This window comes from Methylosinus sp. LW4, assembly GCF_000379125.1.
Lineage (GTDB): Bacteria > Pseudomonadota > Alphaproteobacteria > Rhizobiales > Beijerinckiaceae > Methylosinus.
The window spans coordinates 1,309,400-1,331,724 of the sequence record NZ_KB900626.1; the positions used below are offsets into that span (position 1 = coordinate 1,309,400).

The following is a 22,325-nucleotide window of genomic DNA, read 5'->3' on the forward strand; positions in this document are numbered from 1 at the left end:
TGGAGCATGTCCTCCAACCGGCAAGCGCCCCGCTGGGACGAGCGGCGAGCTTAGAGTCATTCCGGCTCGGATTGAACCGGAATGACTCGTGGTTTCCCTTGTTCGGTCGTGTTTTCTTCACGCGAACCGGCTCCCCCTTCGCTCGAAAGCGCTCGAGCCTCGCCGCAGCGCTCAGACTATTCGAATCGCAGCTGGAAAGCGGTGATGGTGCGGTCGAAGCCGGCGGTCGGCAGGTAGCAATAGGGATTGGTGGCGACCGGCGCGTCCTTGCAGTTGCGATGCGTCGGCGACCATTCATAGCCGGCCTCCTGCATGCAGCCGAGGATGTGCTTGTGAATGATGTTGACGTCGACGCCGAGGCGCGCCTCGGGATGCGCCGACTCTCCTTCCAGCTCACAGGCGGAAGTCTGCACCTGCTGCGCCTTGAAGAAGGAGACGCTGCTGCCGGCGAGCACGACCTCGAGCGCGGCGAGAACGAGGGAGCCCGCGACGAGCGCGGCGATCGCCTGGAAGCGCGACTTCAGAAATTGAATTTCGATGAAGTAGAGCCCGCCGGCGGCGATCAGCGCGCATCCGATGACGAGAGCGAAAGGGGTGACGAAAACCGAGAGATCCTGATTCATCTGCTTCCTCCTGCTTTATGAGCGCGCGAGCGCCCTCCTTCGATGATCTTGCGATCATCGGGCATCGAGCAGGAGTCATCAGCCTCTTCGGCGGTTATAGGGGGCACCCCATCCCCTGGCGCGCGGGCTATCGCCCTCGCGACCTTATGTAGCTAATTCGATACATAAAGCCGGCCGGATCGTCAATGCGCCGGCGAGCGGCGCGGCGGCTTTCGCGATCCCGCGCGCGAGCGTATGAGCCGCCGCGAGGACGAAACCAAAATGCTCATGCGCAACGACGAGGACGACAACATCGGCTCCAGCTCTCCACGGCGTTCGGCGCTCGAGACGCTTCTCGCCTTTGCGCAGCTGGGACTGACCAGCTTCGGCGGGCCGATCGCCCATATCGGCTATTTCCGGGCCGAATTCGTCGAGCGCCGCAAATGGCTGAGCGAGACGGCCTTCGCCGATTTCGTCGCGCTCTGCCAATTTCTTCCCGGACCGGCGAGCAGCCAGCTCGGCTTTATCCTGGGCATGTCGCGCGCCGGCCTGCTCGGCGGCTTCTCGGCCTGGCTCGGCTTTACCCTGCCGTCGGCCATCACCCTCGTCCTCTTCGCCTATGGCGTCTCGCAGCTCGGCGATGTCGCGCATCTTCCCTGGCTGCACGGCCTCGCGATCGTCGCCGTGGCCGTCGTCGCGCAAGCGGTCTGGGGAATGGCGCAATCCCTTTGCCCGGATCGCGAGCGCGCGACGATCGCGCTCGCGGCCATGATCCTCACTCTGGCGCTTCCCTCGGCCGCGGGCCAGATCGGCGCCATTGTCGGCGGCGGCCTCATCGGATGGCTGCTGCTCCCGCAGCGCGCGACGCCCGCCTCATCGCCGATCTCCACCGGCTTCATCGGTCGGCGCGCCGGCCTCGCCTCGCTGGCGCTCTTCGTCATCGTGCTGATCGGCGCTCCGATTCTCGCCGCGACCACCGGCGAGCATTGGCTCGCCCTTTTCGCGGCGTTCTATCGCTCGGGCGCTCTGGTGTTCGGCGGCGGCCATGTGGTGCTGCCGCTGCTGCAGCAGGCGGTGACTCCGCCGGGATGGATCGGCCCGGACGCTTTTCTCGCCGGCTACGCCGCCGCGCAGGCCGTCCCCGGCCCGCTCTTCACCTTCGCGGCTTTTCTCGGCGCAGCGATGCGCGAGCCGCCCAATGGCTGGGAGGGCGCGATTCTGTGCCTCGTCGCCATCTATCTTCCGTCCTTGCTGCTGCTTCTCGGCGTGCTGCCGTTCTGGGATGCGGTGCGCGGCCGATCCGCCATGCGCGCGGCGCTCGCCGGCGTCAATGCGGCGGTGGTCGGCATTCTCACGGGCGCGCTCTACACGCCGGTCTGGACCAGCGCGATCTTCTCGGCGGCGGATTTCTGCCTCGCGGCGGCGGCCTATCTGCTGCTGGTCTTCTGGCGGGCTCCGCCCTGGATCGTCGTCCTCTTCGGCGCGCTGGGCGCGGCGGCGATCGACTCTTTCGGCCGATCGCTCACTTGATCTCGGCGAAGCCCAGAGGCTTGGCGGCGGTCGGCGCAGAGGTCGGCTCGCCCCGCGTCGCGGCGGCGATCGTCACGCCTGATTCGGCGCCCGCCGCGGCGGCTATGGCCTCCGGCGTATCGGAGAGAAAGGCGGCGAGCTCGTCGGCGCCCCGCGCCGCGACCGCGGCCAGCGCGCGATCGTCGAGCAGCGTCCAGGGATCGCCGGCGCCGGTCACGGCCACCTCGTCAGTGAGGCGGCGGGCGCGTCGTCCATTGCGGTCGAAAATATCGAAGACATAGGCGAAGCGCGTCGCCCCTTCCGCGCTCGCATAGGCGGTGAGATAGCCGCGCAGCCGATAGGCGGCCGCCGGCTCCTCGGAAGCGGCGATGTCGCGGCTCTCCGTCGCGCGGGCGAAGGCCGGACGGAAACGCGCCAGCGCATCCTCCGGCGCGCCTTCCAGGCTGATGAGCGCCACGGGCGCGCCATGGGGGCTGACGCCGGGCCGCGCTGTCGGGCGCTGCCGCTGGGCGAGCTGCTCGGGCCGCGGATGGCCGATCTCCACCGCCGTATCGACGCAGCCGGCGAGCGTCAGCGCGCCGATCGCCGCGCAGAACGGCCCGAAAAAGCGAAGGGCGGAGCGTTTCAGATCGCGCATCGTCTCCAGCACCCTCCGCCTCATGATGAAGAAAGTGCTAACAATGATCCGGGCGGCGGTCCAGCCCCCGCATTCCCCATACGCAATTCCCTGTGGGACAAGGCGCATCGCCTTTCGCGCCGCCTTTTCGCCTCACTGCCGCCACGGACCGCGTCGACGATCAAGCTCACGTTAACCTTACCGCGCTTTCGCACGCCGCATCGGGGCGCGCAAAGCTTTCGTCAAGGTTGACGGAACCTTCGCTTAACCCCTGCGCAGATAGGACTGACGACAGCAGCGACCCGTCGTCAGAGGAGCTTAGAGGAAATGGCATTGCTTTCCGCCGCGCGCGCCCTGCGCTTCGCCGTCGCCGTTCTGGCGGCCGTCTCGCTCGGCGCCTGCGCCAAAAACGCCGAGGATGAGAACGCCGCGCTCGCCGGCGGCGCCGGCGCCAATGGCCGCGGCGGCTACGCCGCCCCCGGAAGCCCGCAGGATTTCGTCGTCAATGTCGGCGACCGCGTCTATTTCGAGACCGATTCGAGCGAGCTGACGACCACCGCGCAGGCGACGCTCGACAAGCAGGCCGACTGGCTGCAGCGCTACGGCCGCTATTCCTTCACCGTGGAGGGCCACGCCGACGAGCGCGGCACGCGCGAATATAATTTCGCGCTCGGCGCCCGCCGCGCCGAGGTGGTGAAGAATTATCTCGCCTCGCGCGGCCTCTCCGCCGGCCGCATCCGCACGATCAGCTATGGCAAGGAGCGTCCGGTCGCCGTCTGCGACGATATTTCCTGCTGGTCGCAGAACCGCCGCGCCGTCACCGTGCTGTCCGGCGGCAATTCTTGACCCGCAAAATGCGCCGAGGCCCCTCCCCGGCGCTTGCATCCTCGGCCGCGATGCGGCATGAGAGCCACGACGGCGCGCCGTCACCGCAGGAGTGTAGCTCAATCGGCTAGAGCACCGGTCTCCAAAACCGGGGGTTGGGGGTTCGAGTCCCTCCACTCCTGCCAGCTCCTCCCAAAATTCCGCCCAACAAAGATCGCGCGGCCGGGCTTTCGGCGAAGCGCGATATCGATGCGCATTTCGTGATCGGGATGTTTCGATGCGTTCCATGCTCGCCGGCGCCGCCATTCTCGCTTTTCTGATTTCCGCCGGCACGGCGAGCGCTTGTGGCGGCGGCGATCCGACGCCCGGACGCTGGTCGCTCGATCAGAGGAGCTATGCCGAGCAGAACGGCATGCCCTTCCTCGATCCGGGCAATGACACACGTCTCAATCTCCTCTTTCTGATGATCGACGCCGATCCGGCGCTGCGGCCGAAGGACGAGGCGATTTCAAAGGGTGAGGAGAAGCTCGACTTCTATTCCTCCGTGCTGTTCTTTCGGCCCGATTTCACCGACGCCTGCAGGAAAGGCGCAGGGGCGCGCGACCGCAAGGACGAGGCCGCGAGCGCTTTCGCCGACGGCGAGGGAACGCGCTGCGTCTCGCTCGACTCCGGCCGGGCCGCCTTCACGGCTGCGGTCGAGGCGGAGCCCGCGCTTTCCGCCGAAGAGCGGCGGGCGTTGATGGCGGCGCGGGACAAGATCGCTCCCTCCTGCCGCAATGAGAAAGCCGACGCGGCCGCGCAAAATGCGCTCGCGCAAGTCGCGCCCTCGGCCGCCGGGCAGGAGTTCGCGTCCTATCTGATCGGCGCCGACGCTTTCTACGAAGGCTATTTCGATCGCGCGCTGGAGCGCTTCGGCAAGCTCGAAACGGCGCGCAACGCCTGGCTGCGCGAGGCGGCGCGCTACATGACCGCCCGCGCTCTGCTCAACAAGGCGCAGATCGGCGCCTTCGCCGATTTCGACGCGACCGCGACGCCCAATGTGACCGATCGCGCGACGCTGACAGCGGCGCAGGCCGCCTTTCAGACCTATCTGAAATCCTATTCCACGGGGCGCTACGCCGCCTCGGCGCAGGGACTGTTGCGGCGCGTCTATTGGCTGGCGGCGGATGACGAGCGCCTCGCCGCCGAATATGGCCGGCGGATCGCGCAAGGGAGCGGCGCCAAGGTCGGTCTCGACGGCGTCGATCTGGCGCAGGAGATCGACGCCAAATATCTGACCACCGCCAAAGACCATGCGAGCCGCGAGCCGATCCTGCTGGCGACGCAGGATTTGATGAAGCTGCGCTCCGACGGCAAGGAGACGCATCTTCCGGCCGCGGAGCTGGACGCGCAGGCGCAGGCCTTCGCCGGCCACGCCGATCTCTTCGGCTTTCTGAAAGCCGCGCGCGCCTATTACGCCGACGCCGATTTTCCGGCGACGCTGCAAGCGCTCGGGGCTCCCGTCGCGGCGCCGCGCTCCTATCTCGCCTTCAGCCGAGAGACCTTGCGCGGCCAGGCGCTGATGGCCTCGGGCCAATATCCCCAGGCGATCGAGCATTGGGCGAAGCTGCGCGGCGCTGTCTCCAATCCCTTGTGGAAAGAGGCGGTCGAGCTGGGCCTCGCCCTGAGCTATGAGCGCGCCGGCATGGCGAACAAGGTCTTCCTGCCGGAGACGCGGCTCTCCTCGCCGCGCATTCGCGCGATTCTGCTGCGCCACACGGCCGGGCCGATCTTGCTGCGCATGGCCGTCGCCGACCCGCAGGGGAGCGCGGAGGAGCGCAAGCTCGCCCGTTTCCTCCTGCTCTACAAGGAAGCGACGCGCGGCCAATATGCGAATTTCCTGCGCGATTTCTCGGCCGAAGGCCTCGCCAAGGACGACGCCGAGGCGCCGGAGGTCTCCGATCTTCCCAAATCGGCGATCTTTTTGTCTTCGCCCGCCAATGAGCCCTATAAATGCCCGGCGCCCAAGGCGGTGGTCACGGAGCTCGCCGCCGATCCGCGCTCCGCGCATGGGCTGCTCTGCCTCGGCGATTTCGTCCGCCACTCGGGCTTCGCCCGTTTCGACGCCTGGCGTCCGGCGGCGGACGAGCTGGGCGGCGCCAAAGCCATTTTCCCCGGCGAGCCTTTCTCGCGGGGCGACGTCTATCAGCGGCTGATCGCCGATCCGGCCACCAAGGACGCCGACCGAGCCTATGCGCTCTATCGCGCCATCAATTGCTATGCGCCGGCGGGCAGCAATGATTGCGGCGGCAAGGATGTCGACAAGGCGCAGCGAAAGGCCTGGTTCCAAACGCTGAAATCACGCTATGGCGCGACGCAATGGGCGCGCGGCCTGCAATATTACTGGTGAGAGCGCGAGCTTTTCTTCTCGCGCTCTGCGCCCTGCTCTGCGCCTCTCCGGCGATGGGCGAGCCGCTGGTGCGGGCGGCGGATCATGACGCTTTCTGGCTCTGGGCCGGCGTCAAAAAGCGCGGCGAGCTCGCCGCGGCGAAAACCATCTATCTCCATTCGGGCGAGATCGGGCCGGATCGCGACGGCTTCATCCGCATGAAGGCGCAAGGCGGGGTCGAGCCCGGCCCGCACAAGGCCGCTCTCTGGCTCGCCTATCGCGTCCGCAGCCTCGATTGGCCGCCGGAGATCGTCGCCCAGATTCGCCGCCGGCTGGACGCCTGGCGCGCGCAGCCGGGCGGCGTCGCCGGCGTGCAGATCGATTTCGACGCGGCGACGCGCGGCTTGCAGAATTACGCCGCCTTCCTGCGCGCGCTGCGGCAGGAGCTGCCTCGAGACTGCGCGCTCGGCGCGACCGGCCTCATGGATTGGGCGTCGCAGGCCTCGCCCGAGGATTTGAACGCGCTTTCGGGAAGCGTCGACGAGCTGGTCTTCCAGACCTACAAAGGCGCGCAGACGGTCGAGAATATCGACGCCTATCTGGCGCGGCTCTCGCGGCTTCGCATTCCCTTCCGGCTCGGCCTCGCCGAAGGGGCGCGATGGGCGCCTCCGGCCGCGCTGACGACGCGGCCGAATTTCCTCGGCTATGTGGTGTTTCTGCGCAATCGCGCCGCGCCATGAGCGATCGGCTCACGCCTTGGGAAGCAGCCCGCGCAGACGCTCCGCCCCTTGCGGCGCGGGACGGCGCGGCGGACCGCCGGGCGGAAATCCCCCCGGCTGCGGTCCGGCGAAACGATCGCCGCGCGGCGGCATGAAGGGCGGCGTCGGCACGGCGCGCACCGTCTTGCGGTCGATCCGCGCGCGCAGCGACACGACATAGCGGCCGGCCGCCTCGCGCAGCTCGCCACGCGTCGTCTCGCCGGCGGCGAGCGCTATGCCGTCGGTCGAGTTCAGCGTGTCGCGCAGCCGGCCGCGCGCATAATCGCCGAGATTGGCGTAGAGGAATTCGCTCAGCGCATCCGGCAGGAAAATCTGCGAAGTGAGACGCGCCGTTCCGCCGTCGATGATCTTGAAATGAATATGCGTGGTGCGGCCGGGATACCAGCCCGGATAGACGCTGGAAAAGCGCGCGCGTCCGTCCGCCCCCGCGATCTGGCTTCCGCGCAGAAACGTCTTGCCCGAGAGATCGAGCCGCCCGTCCTCGCCCTGGCCAGGGAAGCCGGAATAACGCCCCTGCGCATCGCAATGCCAAACATCGATTCGGGCGCCCGGCAACGGCGCGCCGGTCTCGTCCTGGACGGCGAAGGCGATGTCCAGCGGCACGCCGGCGAGCTCTTCGGCTATGTCCGCACGCTGAAGATCGAGATCGAGATAGAAGGGCCCCTCTTCCGCCGGCGCCGTCAGCGGCCCGGGGGCAGGCTCGGGAGCGGCGGGTTCCGGCAGAACCGCGGTCGCCGAGCCGGCGAGCGCGACAGCCACGAGGCCGCGTCGCGTCAAAGCAATTTTGTCAGGCATGGAATTTCCTTGGTCTTCGTCAGCGCGCGCAGGATGAAACGGCCCGGTGTCGGATGCGCGGCGGAAAATCTCTCGCGCGTTTCGGTCCCGTTTCTTCTCGCCGTGCGGCGCGGGGTGGGCTTTCCGCGCAGACGGGCTATAAGTCCCGCCGTCCCGCATCTCGAATGAGCCGATCGCCCGTGAAACGTCCCTCCCTCGATTCCTTCCGCCGCATCGTCGTCAAGGTCGGCTCCTCGCTGCTCGTCGATCCGCGCGAGGCGAAGGTGAAGCGCGAGTGGCTCGCGCGGCTCGCCGCGGACATCGCCGCTCTGCACCGTCGCGGCGCCGATGTTCTCGTCGTCTCCTCGGGCGCCGTGGCGCTGGGACGCAGCGTGCTCGGCCTGCCCTCCGGCGCGCTGCCGCTGGAAGACAGCCAGGCGTCGGCGGCTGTCGGGCAGATCGCCCTCGCCCGCATCTGGGCGGAGACTTTGGGCGATCTCGGCATAACCGCCGGGCAGATTCTCGTCACCTTCGGCGATACGGAGGAGCGCCGCCGCTATCTCTACGCCCGCGAATGCCTGACCCGGCTGCTGGCGCTGCGCGCCGTGCCGGTCATCAATGAGAACGACACGGTCGCGACCTCCGAGATTCGCTACGGCGACAATGATCGCCTCGCCGCGCGCGTCGCGACGATGGCGAGCGCCGATCTTCTGGTGCTGCTCTCCGATGTGGACGGGCTCTACACTGCGCCGCCGGCGAGCGATCCAAATGCGAAGCTGCTCGAGGTGGTGCCGCGGGTCACGGCCGAGGTGGAGGCGATGGCCGGCGGCGCCGCCTCGCAATTCTCCCGCGGCGGAATGCGCACCAAGATCGAGGCGGCCAAGATCGCGACCACGGGCGGCGCCCATATGGTCATCGCCGACGGCCGCGTGGAGGCGCCGCTCTCGCGCATCGCCGCGGGCGGGCCTTGCAGCTGGTTCTTGACCCCTTCGTCTCCGGTGACGGCGCGAAAAAAATGGATCGCCGGCTCGCTCGAGCCCAAGGGCGTCGTGCATGTGGACGAGGGCGCGGCGCGCGCGCTCTTCTCCGGCAAGAGCCTGCTGCCGGCCGGCGTCACCGCGCTGGAAGGCGGCTTCGCGCGCGGCGATTGCGTCGTGATCCGCAATCCTTCGGGCGGCGAAATCGGCCGCGGCCTCGTGACTTATGACGCATTGGACGCGGCCCGCATCATCGGCCGCTCGTCCCGCGACATAGAGGGGCTGCTCGGCTTCAAAGGCCCGGACGAGATCATCCACCGCGACGACATGGCGCTCGCCGGCGACTGACTCGGGGCGTTCGCAGCCCGGTAAAACATGGGCGGGAACGTAGCGGCAGGCCTTGGCAGAGCGAAATCGCGCTCCCATATCACGGGCGCCACGCCCGCGAAGAGGGCTGGTTCCAACTGGGAGAGACCTATGTCACCCGAAGAACGCCAACTGCTCGCCGGTTTGTTCGAGCGTACGCGCAGCGCCGCCGGCGCTCAGCGCGATCAGGAGGCGGAGAGTTTCATCGCCGAGCAGCTGAAGTCGCAGCCGGGCGCGCCCTATCTGCTGGCGCAGACCGTTCTGGTGCAGGATCAGGCGCTGCAGGCGGCCAATCAACGTCTGCAGGAGCTAGAAGGCCGCGTGCGCGACCTCGAGAGCCGTCCGCAGCAGTCCAGCGGATTTTTGGGCGGTCTGTTCGGCGGCGCTCAGCGCCAGGCTCCGCCCCCGCCGCGTCCGGCCCCGCCTCCGGGCTATGGCCAGCAGCCCGGCTATCCGCAGCAGCAAGGCGGTCCCTGGGGCGCGGCCCCGGCCGGCGGCCCCGCCTATGCGCCGCCCCCGCCTCCCGGCTACGCTCCGCAGGCCTATCCGCCTCAGCAGGCGGCTGCGGCCCCCGGCGGCGGCTTTCTGAAGGGCGCGCTGGGCACGGCGGCGGGCGTCGCCGGCGGCGTGCTGCTCGCCGATTCGATCCGCGGCCTGTTCCATGGCGGCGCCGGCGGAGCGGGGAGCAATCTCGGCATAGGCTCGGGCTATGAGCATGCCGGCGGCGGCGAGACCATCATCAATAATTATTACGGCGATCAGGGCGGCTACAGCCAGCCCTACCCCGACGCCGGCTATGACGGCCCCGACCCCGGCAGTTCCGATGTGCAGAGCGCCGATTACGACACGGACGCCGGCGGCTTCGATGACGGTGGCGGGGATGGCGGCTTCGACGTGTGATCGGCCCGCTGAGACACGGAACTAAAGAGCGGCGCGCTTGTCTGCGCGCCGCCACTTTTTCGAGCCGCTAGACTCGAACCAATCAGCGACGTCCGTCCGATCTGGTCGCGGCGCGTATCGAATGTTTCCAGAACATTCGCGAGCCTTCGGTACAGCTCTCGCTGAACCTCCCGCCGGCCCTTTTCGAGTGGCTTCATGCACGCGCCATGCGTCGCGTCATTATGGTCGAAAGCCATGCCGAACATTTCGTCGAGGCGGTGGTAGCGCCATTTTCCCGGCTCGAGACGATCCTCGAAACCGAAAATTCCCTCGCCGCCGACCGGATGAGCGCGGCCAATGAAAGGATAGCGCTGCGAGATCGTGTTCACCACGCCATCGTTCTCGCGCCAGAGATCCATCGTCAGATCGCCGCTTCCCCAATCGGGCGTCGGAGCCACGGAAAATTCAGGTCGAGTTGCAATGTGGGCGGCCGTGTCGCGCATCGTCAGCTCCATGGAACGAACGGGGCGATGCCTGGCGCGCAGAAACGGCAGGTTCAAGAAGCGTCCCTCGCGCGTCGCGCTCGAGACCAGCGATAAATAGAGACAGTTCGCGAAAGTCTCCATCGACTGATTGAGGCGCGCGGCGCCGTGCAGCGTGACGTCGAACCCGAGATTATCGCCGCTCTCTATGAAATAGGTTGCGTCCAGCCGCCGCAGGAACGCCTCGCCGGCCTGCTCCTCTCGCGCCCAATGATCGAGATGCAGATCATAGAGGCGCGACGCCCCTAAGCGGGACAAAGCCGATACGACAGAGAGCGCACCGGCGACCAACGCGCTCGGCAACATTTTCAGCTTGCCGTGCTCTTCGTCGCAATATCGATAGGCGAGAGTCGAGCCATTGAGCGCGCCGGCGACGCCGACGATCGCCTCCACCCATTCCGCATTCGAGCCGACGCCCCAAAAATCCTGCGCCAGAAGATTTTGCAGCATTCGGCAGGTTTGAGCTCCGGCGCTGTGGCCGATCAGAATTACGGGATTTTCGGCCGACCAGTTCCCGACGAAGCCGCGCCCGGAATAATCGCGGGAGAAGCGGGCGTGGCCGGCCAGTGCGCTGTGACTCTCGCCATAGTCGATGCGCGCGCCGACGATCTGCGCGAAAAGCTCGCAGGCGCAATCATGAACAGAGTTGAGCGGACCGCATTTGGCGAGATGAGCGCGAAAGCGCGGCGAAAATTGCGCCGGAGCGTCGCCCCAATAGGGAAGCCCACCGAGATCATTCGGCCCCCATCCCATGAGACCATGGACAAAAACAACATTGCTCGACTTCATCGGCCGCATTCGCCTCTCGCGATGACGCGCAAGCTAGCAGAGAGCGCGTTCCGCGTCAGGCCCCCGGCGCGGCGGCGGAGGCGAGCGACCGCCGATGACTCCGCTCACTCGAGCTTGACCAGCAGCGTCCCGCCGAAGGTCCTCGGGAAATCCTGTATCTGCATGGTGGCCGGCGCCGTCGGCGTGCCTGCGGTCCAAGTCTTGATCCATCTCTGATCGGTGATGTTCTTGCTCCAGAGCTGGAAGCTGTAGCGGCCGTCGTCGGTGCGCAGGCCGAGGCCGACGTTGATGAGCGAATAGGCCGGCTGCCAATATTGAATGATGGAATGCGGATCGGTCATCTGCATCCGATCCTGCCAAGCCAGATTGAAATAGCCGAAGGCGGTGACGGGCTGATCGAAGCCGCCGAAATCCTTGAAGATCGCGCCGAGCGGATGTTCGTAATTGGCGCCGACATTCACCGCCCATTTCGGCAGCAGCTCCCAGCGCGTGTTCGATCGCGATAGAGTGAGAGGCGCGGCGAGGAAGCCCGCGGGCGCGGAACTCGGCGTCGGCCACACCCAATCTGACGGAGGCGCGGCTTTAGCGAAATCAATGTAGCGCGCTTCTGTGTAAGCGCCGTTGAAGCGCAGCCAGAGACGCTCGACCGGGCTCCACCGCCCCGTGAACTCGAAGCCTCTCAGCCGCACATGCGGGACATTGCCGAGATAGGTCTGGCGAAGCGGCTGGCCATTGGACGCGACGAAGCTCGTATCGACCATATTGGACTGAAAATTGAAGATGTCGGTCCAATAGAAATTGAAATTGGCGATGAGCTTTTCGTCGAGCCAATTGCTCTTGACGCCGATCTCGTAATCCCAATTCTGCTCCGGCTTGGTGAAGAGCGGCTGCCAGCCGAGAAAATTCGTCCCGGACCACACCGATCTCGCCGAGACATTGACCTGCGACGCCTTCTCGCCGCGGCCGATCAGGCCGAACAGCAGAATATTGTCGTCGACCTTATAGGACGGATTGAAAACGCCGGTCAGCATGTTGCGCGTGCGCGTCTGGCCGCCGGTGTCGTAATATCCGCCGCCGCCCCCGCCGCGCACCGCCGTATCGGTCTGAGCGATCGTGTAGGCGGTGTTCCAATATTTCTCCCAAGCGAAGACCGAGCCCTCCTTGATCTCATAGCTGTCGCGCAGACCGAAAGTCAGCGCGAGGCGATCGTCGATATGAAGAGTCTCCTGCGTGTAGGCGGCCGCCTGAAAGTCGCGCGAGGCTCCGTCCGTGTGCTGCTCGACGCGATTGAGCAATTGCGGATCGGTCGTCGTCGTGCCGAACCATCGCGCGGCGTTGCTGCCGAAATCCGTGCGGCTGAACGACCAGATGCGCTCATAGAAGGCGAAGAGGCCGAATTGCCATTCCAGCGTCTGCTCCTTCGGCGAGGCGAGGCGCAGCTCCTGCGAATATTGCGTGACATGCGGATCGCTGAATCCGCTCGTCAGCTCCAGCTCTTCATTCTCGTTGTTATAGGTGTAATTGGGGTGATCGACATAGAAGGCCCAAGCCGAGACGGATGTGAGCGTATTGTCGCCGATCCGCCAGTTCAGCTCATTGGAGGCGCTTATCGTCTGCTGGCTGAAGGCGGCGCTGTGCGTGAACTCTGGCGAATAAGGATCGACCGTCGTCATGACGAGGTGGAGCCGGTTCCACAGATTTTGGGCGAATGTCGCGCCGACCGTGCCATTCGCATAGATCGGAACGGAATCGCCGATCACGCCCGTATGGTGGTTCGCGCCGATATATTCGTGCGAGGTTCCATAGCTGAAGATCACGCGATCGGTGATGTCGTCGCCGACATAATAGAGCTGCCCGCGAATTCCCCAGCGGTCGTTGTTGAGATAGCCGGCGCCCGTCACCTTGTCGTTGATCCAGCCATCGCCCTTGTCGAAATAGGCGGTCAAGCGATAGGCGAGCTTGTCGTCGATGATCGGGCCGGTGACATTCAGCTTCTCGACGACATGGCTGTAATTGGCGAAAGACGTCTCCAGAGTGGCCTTGCGCTCGAAGGACGGCAATTGCGTGCGAATGATGATGTTGCCGACAGTCGTGTTCTTGCCGCCCGCCGTTCCTTGCGGGCCGAGGCCGACCTCGAAGGATTCGAGCTCGACGAAATCGGCCCATTGGAAGCCGACATTCTTGAAAAACACATTGTCGACGATGAATCCCGTCTCCGACTCCGCGCCATTTCCGGTTCCGGCGCCGACGCCGACGCCGCGCAGGGCCGGCGTTCCCGTCTGGGGATTGGCGATATTGGGACGGTAATTCGGAGCCAGCTGCGAGAAATCGGAGAGGCGATCGAGATGCTCCTCCGTCGCGCGCGTTCCATTGATGATCGCCGCCGAGCGCGGCGCCTTCAGCAGGACGCGCTCCTCCTGCCGCGACAGCCCCTCCTGCGCCGGGCCGCCGACCCGCACATCCTCGATCTGCGCGTCCTGCGAGAACGCGCCGGAAGGAGCCATGAAAGCGAGCAGAGGCCCGAGCAGCAGCGGCGCAGGCGACGCCGAGGAACAAAGCCAATTCCGTAGATGTCTGGTGGCGCCGATCATTCGCATTTCGTCATTCCCGCCCTTTAATAATATTAATATGATAGATTTTATAAATATATGCAACAGCCTGGGCGCGGCGCGACGAACCGAGGGAAGCGCGAGATTTGTATGGAAACTATACGCTCCGTCATTACGCGCCGGCGGACGACCGCCACGAATGGCGTCAAAAATCACACAGATATAATATGAATTATGCCATGCTCGGCGCGCAAAGGGCTGTCTCGGCGAGATCGACGCCTCGGCTGCGGGCTCGCGACGCTCTATCTTGCGCCCCGCCCCCTTTCCCCGTAACACCCTGCCCCCATGTCCGACGCATTCCGCCCCAAATCAGAATTCCTCGCGACGCTCATCGCGCGCGGCTTCGTGCATCAGTGCTCCGATTTCGAGGGGCTGGATGAAAAGGCGCGCTCCGGCGAGCTCACCGCCTATGTCGGCTTCGACTGCACGGCGGCTTCGCTGCATATCGGCAATCTTCTGTCGATCATGCTGCTGTCCTGGCTCCAGCGCACGGGCGGCAAGCCGCTGCCGCTGGTCGGCGGCGGCACCACGCGCGTCGGCGACCCTTCCGGCAAGGACGAGAGCCGCAAGCTTCTCTCCATAGAGACGATCGACTCCAATAAGGCGGCGATCCAAAAGACCTTCGCGAAATTTCTCCGCTTCGGCGACGGCAAGACCGACGCTATTCTGCTCGACAACGCCGAATGGCTGACCAAGCTCAATTACATCGACTTTCTGCGCGATGTCGGCCGTCATTTCTCGGTCAATCGCATGCTGTCGATGGATTCGGTGAAGCTGCGGCTCGATCGCGAGCAGGAGCTGTCCTTCATCGAGTTCAACTATATGTGTCTGCAGTCCTATGATTTCGCCGAGATCGCCAAGCGCTATGGCGCGAGCCTGCAGATGGGCGGCTCCGATCAATGGGGCAATATCGTCATGGGCGTCGATCTCGGCCGTCGGCTCGGGACGCATCAGCTCTATGCGCTGACCGCGCCGCTGCTCACCACCTCCTCCGGCGCCAAGATGGGCAAGACGGCGGCCGGCGCGATCTGGCTCGACGAGTCGATGCTCGCGCCTTACGATTATTGGCAATATTGGCGCAACACCGAGGATGCGGACGTCGTCCGCTTCCTGAAGCTGTTCACCTTCCTGCCACTGGACGAGATCGAGAAGCTCGCTGCGCTCGGCGGGGCCGAGATCAACGAGGCGAAGAAGATTCTCGCCACCGAGGCGACCGCGCTTCTGCACGGGCGGGAGGCGGCCGAGCTCGCCGCCGAGACCGCGCGCCGCACTTTCGAGGAAGGCGCGCTCGCGCTCTCCCTGCCCAAGGTCGCTGTCGCGGCGAGCGAGGTGGCGGCGGGCATTGGCGTGCTCACCGCCTTTGTGAAAGCCGGTCTCGTGGCCTCCACGGGCGAGGCGCGGCGGCAGATCAAGGCCGGCGGACTGCGCGTAAACGACGCCGTGGTGAGCGACGAGAAGGCCGTGCTCGGCGAGACGGATTTCGTCGAAGGCGTCGCCAAGCTGTCGCTCGGCAAGAAGAAGCATGTGCTGCTGGAGCGCGCGTAAGAAGCCGACCGCACTCGATGTGAAGCGCCGACGCGCGCCTAGCGACGGCTTGCTGTCGCCGCGACGAGATCGCCGCGCGCCCGAGCCGCTTATTGCTTGGTCCACTTCCTTCCATTGTCGCAGCTGACCGTCTCGCCGTCGAACACTCGCTCCGCTTTTCTCGCAGCCGACGCTCCGGCGACATTCGGCGAGCCTGATTGCGTCGACGCCACCGCTCCTCGAAAAGCGGCGCATCCTGCCGGTGCGGAGCTGAGACGAGAGTCTCTCCGATCAGGGCAAAGGCGAACCATAATTCCTACTTTTTAGGTTCTATCTGCGAGGAAAATCCCGATGCGGCGCGCGGGCGCTTTCCGCTCCATCTCATAAATTGCTACTATTCAACATGATACGAGGCGAAAGAAGGTCGGGTCGCGACGCTAAAATATATTAAATCGGTAGACATACTGTATCTTTTCCCTACACTAAGCGAGACTTCGTACGTGCAGCGCGCAGATCGCCTGAGGGGGCGGCGGCGCGAGGCGGCATGGTCCGGGGGGACCATCACGGGTCGAACGGTGAGGGATAGGTCGAATGGTCTGGATCGGGGAAGGTAATTCGAATTGGCGTCTGTCTTCGAGCGTGTCGGTTGCGTCCATCCTGATAGGACTTTCGGCGGGCGCTTCGGGCGGCGCGGCGCTCGCTCAGACTCCGGCGCCCGCGCCATCGGCGGCGACGCAGAGTGAGGGAGCTGTCTCCGCACAGATTCAGGATGTGCAGGTGACCGGCGGCACGGAGGCCGTCGGCGAGAAGCTGCTGGAGCAGGTGCTGACCAAGACCCCGCGGGCGGGAAATGTGGTGACGCAGCGCACCCTCGAGGATCAGCAGATCGATTCCGTCACCGATATTTCGCGCCGCGTGCCGGGCTATCGTCCGAACATTTCGACGCCGAGACAGTCCCGCAATGCGATCAGAGGCGTCGGCGTCGCGGCGGGCGGCGGCACCGGATCGCCGTCGGACACCGGATATATCGTCGATAACGTCTATTGGAGCTTCGCCGGCTTCCAATGGGGCGATCTCATCGATTTGAGCTCGGTGGAGCTCGCTCTCGGCCCGACCGGCACGGCCGGCGGCAAGAACACGAATGTCGGCTCGATCATCCTGCATACGCAGGCGCCGTCCTTCGAGCCGAAGACGACGGTGAAATCCACCTTCGGCAACTACAATCACTTCAAGCAGACGATCAACACGACCGGCACGCTGATCGAAGACTCCCTCGCCTATCGCTTCGCCGGCTATCTCGACCGCGGCGACGGCTGGATCAAGGATCCGTCCACGGGCTCGACCTATCAGGACACCAATCGCCTCGGATTGCACCTCCAGCTTCTGGGCGTCGGCGATGGATGGAGCGACCGCTTCAGCTTCATCTACAACGCGTCCAACGAGCACAATGACTATCTCACCGGCACGATCGGCGACACCAGCCTCGTCTATGTCGATGGAACACGTCCGTCGACGACCTTCTTCCAGAATGTCATCAAGAAGCTCGGCAAGCCGATTTGGACGGTCGATCCCAACACGCCCTATCTCGCGCGCAGTGGCCGCGACCCGACGCATGTCTTCATGCTGTCGAACGAGTTCAACTATCAGATCGGCGACAATATGCTGACCGCGATTTCCGCGATCGGCTATGGCTCGTTCCGCAATTTGGGATATTCGGACAATCAGCTGCTGCAGCTCGGTCTCGGCTCGGGCAGCATGGACACCTATCTCATGCAGACCTCGCAGGAGCTGCGGCTGTCCTCGCCCAAGGACCAGGAATTCGAATGGACGACCGGTCTCTACGGCTATCTGGAGTATGGCGAAGACCGCATGCACCATTACCAATATGGCGTCGACACGGCGAAATGGCTCAACAACCCCGCCGCTCTGCCCGATCTGACGCCGTGGTGGCTCAATAAGACCGGCGACATTTCCTTCGCCGCCTATGGCCAGGGAACCTATCACTTCGACGAGAAGCTCGCCCTCACCTTCGGCCTGCGCGACAGCTATGAGATCCGCTATAGCGCGAACAAATTTCGGCCGAACTTCTATTACGGCGTGCCCTACACCGTCTGGCAGCAGAACGCCGCCATCATCGCCGGCGGCGGCTATGGTTGGGCGGATTCCGGCGGCGAGACGAAATATCACAATGGCGTCGTGGCGGTCTTCAACCCGCAATATCAGCTCAATGAGAATGTCCTAATCTACGGCCTGGTCGGACGCGGCGACAAGCCGCAATCGGTGAACACGCAAAACACGCCGACCTATATCGGCGGCGTCGCGCAAAGCTTCAAGACCGCCTTCGCCCGGCCCGAGACCTCATGGGACTATGAGATCGGCGCGAAGACCAATTGGTTCGACGGCGCGCTGATCTCCAACGTCAACCTCTATTGGAACGATCTCTACGACTTCCAGATCACCCAGACCAAGGTGCAGACGAGCAGCGCCGGCGTCACGGCCAATGTCTCTTATCTCGGCAACGCGCCACATGTGCGCCTGCGCGGCGTCGAATTCGTGGAGCGCTGGATTCCCTTCGAAGGGCTGACGCTGAACGCGTCGGGCGCATACACCGAGGCTCGCTATATCGATTATAAGGACGGACCGGCGCCCGCGGATTGGGGCATCACCGGCGGTCCGGCGACCATTCCGATGAATGGCACGCGGATCACCGGCATGCCCTGGTGGCAGGTCAATGGCGGATTCAATTACGAGCAGAGGCTCGGCAATGCGCTCGCCGACCTCGGCGAGTGGAGCAATCAGCCAGTGACGGGCTTCGTCTATTCGAATGCGTCCTGGTTCAACAAGGCGCAATATACGAACCCCTTCTCGCTGGTCCAATATTGGCAGCCCGCCTATGTGATGCTCGACGCCGGCGTTGGACTGCGCACCGACGATCGCAAATACAGCCTCACCCTCTGGTCGAAGAATCTCTTCAACAATCGGCCCTGGTCGAGCTGGTCGCCCGGCACCTCCTCGGCGCCGACGACCGTCGGAATTTCGACGCAAGGGCCGCGCACATTCGGCGTCACCTCGTCGATCACATTTTGAGGCTATGAAATCATTACTGGAGAAAAGAAACGATGAAGGCGTCACTCTCTATCGTCGCTATCGGCGGCGCGCTCATGCTCGCCGCCTGCAATTCGACGAGTTCGCCGAAGCCCGCCGTCGCCGCCAATGAGGACTACAAGAAGCTCGGCGGCATCCACGCCAACCATACGCCCGAGCAGCATGCTGCGTTTCTGAAGCGCGTCGGCCAGCTGCCGTCGGACGATGAATCAGACGGCGCGGTGTCGGGCGGCGGCGGCGGCGGCCATCACCACTGAGCGCGCGCATGTGGAGCGCCTCGACCATCCACACGCGAGCCGCCATCGGGTGGCTCGCGCTTCTTCTGCTCCTCGCCTGCGGCGGCGCCTCGGCGTTGATGGCGACGCTGCGAGAAGACCCGGAGCCCACCGGCCCGATCTGTCGCCGCGCGAGATGACGCCGCTCTCGCGGCGCCCCCTTACCGCGGCGCCGGCGCGCTCTCCGGCAGGCGGCCCGTCCCGGTGCCGTCCACTATGCCGAACACCTTGCGCAAGAGACCCGGCGCGATCACCGATAGCGGATTGACGGTCAGCACCGGCGCGCTGAAGGCGCCGCTCACGCGAAAGCTCACCGCGAAGACGCCCTCGTGCTGGCCGCCGGCGAGCATGAAGCCGATGACCGGAATATTCGACACGAGATTATTGAGCCCATAGGCCGGCACGAACGAGCCCGACACGTCGATGCGGTCTCGCGCCATGTCGATATAGCCGTCCACGGTCAGGCCGATATCGGTTCCAGACATCACCGCATCGCGCATTGTGAGGCGGCCATTCGCCCAGGTGAAGGTGGATTGCACGCGCGCGAATTTTACCGAGTCTGGATCGAAATGCGCGGCGCCCTTGTCATCGGTGCGCGCGGCGCCCTGCATGACGAGCTGACGAATGGCCGGCTCGTTCTGCAGATAGAAATCATGAATGCGCATCGTGCCGTCCGAGCGGCCCGGATTGAGCAATAGCGTCGCCGACAGCGCGCCGCTCTCCATGCGGTGATAGAGATCGAGGAAGGAGAGAAAGGCGCCGCCGTCGCTGGTCGAGAGATCGATCTGCGGCGCGCCGCTCGGATGGCGCGTCAGCATCGCGGCGAAAGGCTCGCGGCCAAAATTGCCGGTGAGCGACAATTGCCGCGGCTTGCCTCCGCGCCGCTCGAAGCGCAGATCGACATTGGAGAGAATCTGCTTGCCGTGTCCGGTGACGATCGGCGATTTGAGGTCGAGATCGAAATCGTCCGAGGACGCCGGCTTGCCCGCCGCCGCGGCGCCTTGCGGCTCGGCGGAAGGCTGCGAGAGATAGCGCAGCAGCGGACGCGCATCGATATTGGCGCCGCGCACGACGAGCTTCAGCGCATCGCCGCCGCGCGTCACCTCCAAGCGCATGTCGTCGCCGGGCGAGAGCTTCGCTTGGCTGAGCTTGGCCGAGCGCAGCACGCCGTCGCGGCCGAGCTCCACCACGCCGGAAAACTGCTGCGGCCCCGCCTCCGCCTGCAATTGCTCGAGCGCCGAGCCGTCCGGCCGCTTCACCAGAGTGAAGCTGGCGCGGCCCGGCTTGCCGAGCGGCTTGGTCACGCCCGGCAAGGGATGATCGAGCGCGGCTTTGGAGAAGTCGATCTCGAATTGCGACTCGGAATCTTCGATCGGCAGCCTCGTCTGCACTTGCACGCCGACGACGCCGGAGACGCCGCCAAATCCATAGCCGGCGCGCAGGCGCGCGGCGTCGTCGAGCGAGAAGGACAATTGCGCCTGCGCCTGCCCCTTCTCGCCGGCGGCGCGGCGCAGATCGAGCGTCACCGGCGCGCCGAAGACGCGGCCGGCGCCGGTGACGCGCAGCCCCTCGCGATCCGAGACGAGCCGCAGCGCCGCGCCCTCGAGCCGCTCCTTGCCGATGAAGCGATCCATGGAGAGATTGCTCGTCTCCGCGTCGACGGCGATGCGCGTATGCTCTTCCTTCGCTGCGAGGCCGAGCTCGAAGTCGATGCGCAGCTTGCCTTCGATCTGCCCTTTGAGCTGATTGGCGTCCATGGGCAGGCTGGCGGCCGGGGCGACGCTCTTGAGCGAGAGAATGTCGGCGACCGCCTCCACGCCGCCGGCGAGCTTCAATTCGATCCAGGCGGGCGCCGGATCGAAGCCCAGCGCAGGCGCGCGAAACACGCCTTCCGTTATGGCGAGCTTGCGGCCCGGCGCGCTCTCCATAACGCCGGAAGAAGCGACGAAGGACACGGTGCGTCCGGTGAGCGCGATATGGCCGTTCATGCCGTTGATCGGCCACAGGCCCGGAACGGCGTCGACGAGCGTCGCATTGTCGAGATCGAAATCGCCGCGCAAGGCGGCGTCCGGCGGCGGCCGCTCATAACGGCCGGCGATCATCGCCTGCTGATCGAGATCGGCGGTGAGCGTTCCGCTGCGCATCACGCCGGCGGTGATGTGCTCGTCCATCCACATGCGCGTCGGCGCCGCCACCTGCGTCGGCCAGATGCGCAGCACGGAGCGCAGCGGCGTCTGCGTCGCGCGGATCGCATATTTGAGATGCGTTCCATCCGGCTGCGCGCCGTCTACATCGAGGGAGGCCGCGGCGTGCACCTCCGGCCCGTCGAGATAGACGCGCTCGACCTTGTATTTCTTGGCGAGGAGATCGAGCGTCACGGTGAGGCCGGCGTTCTCGACGACGAGCGGCGCCTCGCCATGGCGCGTCGGCAGAAAGGCGCCCGGCCGCACGAGATCGAATGAGAGGCCGACGACGCCCGTTCCTTCCGCCGGCGGCGTCAGCGCGCCTTTGAAGCTCAGCCGCGCGACGCTGGTGCGAATCTCGACCGGCTCTATGGCGAGCAGCCGGCGCTCCATGTCCCAGCGGCCGGAGATGGACAGCTCCTGCAGCATGAAAGGCTCGGCGTCCGGCTCCTCGAGGCGGAAGAAGCCTTCGCCGACGGCGAATTTCCCGCTCGCCTCGATGACGCGGCCGTCGTCCGCCAGCGCGAAATGCAGATCGAGCGACAAAGGCGCGTCTGTGTCGAAGGGCAGAGTGCGCGCCCCCGCGGCCAGCGCGACCTCTTCCATGGAGAGGCTGCGCAAGCGCGCGTCCAGCGTGCGCCGCTCGCCCATGGCGCCCTTGGCCTCCACCTCGGCGCCGACATGGCCGGAGGAGCCGGTGGCGCCGAGGCGCAGCCGCCGCGCGCCGGCGATTTTGTCGAAGCTCAAGGTCAGATCGTCATAAACGATCGTCTTGTCCAGCGTGCGATCGTCGATCACGAGGCGGGCGTTGGAGACGCCGATCTTGTCGATGGCGGCGACGGGGCTCTCAGGATCGACGATGAAATTCATCACCGCGCGCAAGGCCCCCGCCGCTTGCCGCAGCGATGGGACGACAGGCGCCGCCTGCGCCTCTGCGGCGGGCTCAGCCGGCGATGGCGTGTCGAGCGGTATGGCGACGGGATCGGCGCCCGGCGCAGAGATCGCCACAACGCCGTCGGGCAGCACCTCGAGCCTCAGCTCGAGGTCCAGCACATCGAGCCGGCGCGGCGTCAGCCGGCCGATGAGCAGCGCCCGCGGGTCCACCGACAATTGCGCGCGCGGCGCGGCGAGGATGGTGCGCTCGCCGCTCTTCACGGCGAGGCCGTTCACGGTGAAGGTGAGGCCGTGATCCGTGCTGGCGATCGCCACCGAGCTGAGCCCGAATTGGTAGCGATGGACATAGAGATCGTCGAGCGCCTCGACGATTTTTGGCGCGAGCCAGTCGGAGGCGATGGGACCGCGGGCGAGCGCGGCGAAAAAAGCGCCGACAGTGAGCACGATGACGAGCAGCGCCGTCACCGCCACGATGGAAAGGCTACGCACCACGCAAAAGCCCCGCAGCCGGACCGCGGTCGAGCCGCGCTGGAAAAATCCCAATAAAAAGCGCGGCGCCCGCGCTCCGACCGCCGGACTCTCGTCTATCCTCTGCGTCAAGCGCCAGCCCTTCGGTTCGACCGCGCCGCTCCGCGCGCGCCGGCGCCGAATCTGCACGGCGTCGAGAAGATCACAACTCGAATGGCGC

At 65.5% G+C, this 22,325-nt stretch carries 15 protein-coding genes, 1 tRNA gene and 1 riboswitch; of the genes, 10 read left to right on the forward strand and 6 right to left on the reverse strand.

Annotation, left to right across the window (positions count from 1 at the left end; all coding sequences use genetic code 11):
* Positions 1–176: 176 nt before the first annotated feature.
* Positions 177–623, reverse strand: a complete 447-nt coding sequence (locus tag METLW4_RS0106645; protein ID WP_018265423.1) for a hypothetical protein — start codon at positions 621–623, stop codon at positions 177–179.
* Positions 624–685: 62 nt separating this feature from the next.
* Positions 686–748: riboswitch (Fluoride riboswitch) on the reverse strand.
* A gap of 142 nt (positions 749–890) precedes the next feature.
* Between METLW4_RS0106645 and chrA the strand changes: the two genes are divergently transcribed.
* Entirely contained in the window at positions 891–2,132 is a 1,242-nt protein-coding gene (chrA, locus tag METLW4_RS0106650) for a chromate efflux transporter (RefSeq protein WP_157235327.1), read from the forward strand.
* Here the strand turns inward: chrA and METLW4_RS0106655 are convergent.
* A complete protein-coding gene (locus METLW4_RS0106655) occupies positions 2,125–2,769 on the reverse strand; it encodes a hypothetical protein (RefSeq protein WP_157234942.1) in 645 nt (214 codons plus the stop codon). The genes chrA and METLW4_RS0106655 overlap by 8 nt on opposite strands.
* Before the next feature lie 306 nt (positions 2,770–3,075).
* Between METLW4_RS0106655 and pal the strand changes: the two genes are divergently transcribed.
* From pal to METLW4_RS0106675, 4 genes are all read left to right on the forward strand, one after another.
* On the forward strand, positions 3,076–3,594 hold the full coding sequence (pal, locus tag METLW4_RS0106660; RefSeq protein ID WP_018265426.1) for a peptidoglycan-associated lipoprotein Pal: 519 nt from the start codon (positions 3,076–3,078) through the stop codon (positions 3,592–3,594).
* An 87-nt stretch (positions 3,595–3,681) separates the two neighbouring features.
* Positions 3,682–3,758, forward strand: a tRNA-Trp gene (locus METLW4_RS0106665).
* Between the two features lie 92 nt (positions 3,759–3,850).
* Positions 3,851–5,962: a hypothetical protein gene (locus tag METLW4_RS0106670; protein WP_026191312.1), complete on the forward strand. Its 2,112-nt coding sequence runs from the start codon at positions 3,851–3,853 to the stop codon at positions 5,960–5,962.
* On the forward strand, positions 5,959–6,681 hold the full coding sequence (locus METLW4_RS0106675) for a DUF3142 domain-containing protein (RefSeq protein WP_018265428.1): 723 nt from the start codon (positions 5,959–5,961) through the stop codon (positions 6,679–6,681). Before METLW4_RS0106670 ends, METLW4_RS0106675 begins: the two co-directional genes overlap by 4 nt.
* Positions 6,682–6,690: 9 nt before the next feature.
* Here METLW4_RS0106675 and METLW4_RS0106680 read toward each other — a convergent pair whose 3' ends face one another.
* Positions 6,691–7,515, reverse strand: coding sequence for an intradiol ring-cleavage dioxygenase (locus tag METLW4_RS0106680; protein WP_018265429.1), 825 nt, complete (start codon positions 7,513–7,515; stop codon positions 6,691–6,693).
* Positions 7,516–7,679: 164 nt separating this feature from the next.
* Between METLW4_RS0106680 and proB the strand changes: the two genes are divergently transcribed.
* Together proB and METLW4_RS0106690 are read left to right on the forward strand one after the other, a co-directional pair.
* Positions 7,680–8,819, forward strand: coding sequence for a glutamate 5-kinase (proB, locus tag METLW4_RS0106685; RefSeq protein WP_018265430.1), 1,140 nt, complete (start codon positions 7,680–7,682; stop codon positions 8,817–8,819).
* 129 nt (positions 8,820–8,948) lie between these two features.
* Positions 8,949–9,737 carry a DUF2076 domain-containing protein gene (locus tag METLW4_RS0106690; RefSeq protein WP_026191314.1) on the forward strand — a complete coding sequence of 263 codons (789 nt, stop codon included), beginning with the start codon at positions 8,949–8,951 and terminating at the stop codon, positions 9,735–9,737.
* Here METLW4_RS0106690 and METLW4_RS24175 read toward each other — a convergent pair.
* A complete protein-coding gene (locus METLW4_RS24175) occupies positions 9,677–11,047 on the reverse strand; it encodes a lipase-like domain-containing protein (protein ID WP_157234944.1) in 1,371 nt (456 codons plus the stop codon). The genes METLW4_RS0106690 and METLW4_RS24175 overlap by 61 nt on opposite strands.
* A 104-nt stretch (positions 11,048–11,151) precedes the next feature.
* A complete protein-coding gene (locus METLW4_RS0106700) occupies positions 11,152–13,638 on the reverse strand; it encodes a TonB-dependent receptor (RefSeq protein ID WP_018265433.1) in 2,487 nt (828 codons plus the stop codon).
* 303 nt (positions 13,639–13,941) lie between these two features.
* On the opposite strand from METLW4_RS0106700, the gene tyrS reads away from it, so the two are divergent.
* From tyrS to METLW4_RS0106715, 3 genes are all read left to right on the forward strand, one after another.
* On the forward strand, positions 13,942–15,201 hold the full coding sequence (tyrS, locus tag METLW4_RS0106705) for a tyrosine--tRNA ligase (RefSeq protein WP_018265434.1): 1,260 nt from the start codon (positions 13,942–13,944) through the stop codon (positions 15,199–15,201).
* A gap of 756 nt (positions 15,202–15,957) precedes the next feature.
* Positions 15,958–18,267, forward strand: a complete 2,310-nt coding sequence (locus METLW4_RS0106710) for a TonB-dependent receptor (protein WP_245258420.1) — start codon at positions 15,958–15,960, stop codon at positions 18,265–18,267.
* Positions 18,268–18,299: 32 nt separating this feature from the next.
* Positions 18,300–18,542 (forward strand): hypothetical protein, encoded by a 243-nt coding sequence (locus METLW4_RS0106715; RefSeq protein ID WP_043331746.1) that lies wholly within the window; start codon positions 18,300–18,302, stop codon positions 18,540–18,542.
* A gap of 179 nt (positions 18,543–18,721) precedes the next feature.
* Here METLW4_RS0106715 and METLW4_RS0106725 read toward each other — a convergent pair whose 3' ends face one another.
* Positions 18,722–22,129, reverse strand: coding sequence for a DUF3971 domain-containing protein (locus METLW4_RS0106725; protein ID WP_245258421.1), 3,408 nt, complete (start codon positions 22,127–22,129; stop codon positions 18,722–18,724).
* Positions 22,130–22,325: the final 196 nt, after the last annotated feature.

What these genes read in the sequence shown, in the direction of transcription:
- METLW4_RS0106645 (WP_018265423.1), bottom strand. Translation starts at nt 623, where the DNA reads ATGAATCAGGATCTCTCGGTTTTCGTCACCCCTTTCGCTCTCGTCATC.
- chrA (WP_157235327.1), top strand. Translation starts at nt 891, where the DNA reads ATGCGCAACGACGAGGACGACAACATCGGCTCCAGCTCTCCACGGCGT.
- METLW4_RS0106655 (WP_157234942.1), bottom strand. Translation starts at nt 2,769, where the DNA reads ATGCGCGATCTGAAACGCTCCGCCCTTCGCTTTTTCGGGCCGTTCTGC.
- pal (WP_018265426.1), top strand. Translation starts at nt 3,076, where the DNA reads ATGGCATTGCTTTCCGCCGCGCGCGCCCTGCGCTTCGCCGTCGCCGTT.
- METLW4_RS0106670 (WP_026191312.1), top strand. Translation starts at nt 3,851, where the DNA reads ATGCGTTCCATGCTCGCCGGCGCCGCCATTCTCGCTTTTCTGATTTCC.
- METLW4_RS0106680 (WP_018265429.1), bottom strand. Translation starts at nt 7,515, where the DNA reads ATGCCTGACAAAATTGCTTTGACGCGACGCGGCCTCGTGGCTGTCGCG.
- proB (WP_018265430.1), top strand. Translation starts at nt 7,680, where the DNA reads ATGAGCCGATCGCCCGTGAAACGTCCCTCCCTCGATTCCTTCCGCCGC.
- METLW4_RS0106690 (WP_026191314.1), top strand. Translation starts at nt 8,949, where the DNA reads ATGTCACCCGAAGAACGCCAACTGCTCGCCGGTTTGTTCGAGCGTACG.
- METLW4_RS24175 (WP_157234944.1), bottom strand. Translation starts at nt 11,047, where the DNA reads ATGAAGTCGAGCAATGTTGTTTTTGTCCATGGTCTCATGGGATGGGGG.
- METLW4_RS0106700 (WP_018265433.1), bottom strand. Translation starts at nt 13,638, where the DNA reads ATGATCGGCGCCACCAGACATCTACGGAATTGGCTTTGTTCCTCGGCG.
- tyrS (WP_018265434.1), top strand. Translation starts at nt 13,942, where the DNA reads ATGTCCGACGCATTCCGCCCCAAATCAGAATTCCTCGCGACGCTCATC.
- METLW4_RS0106715 (WP_043331746.1), top strand. Translation starts at nt 18,300, where the DNA reads ATGAAGGCGTCACTCTCTATCGTCGCTATCGGCGGCGCGCTCATGCTC.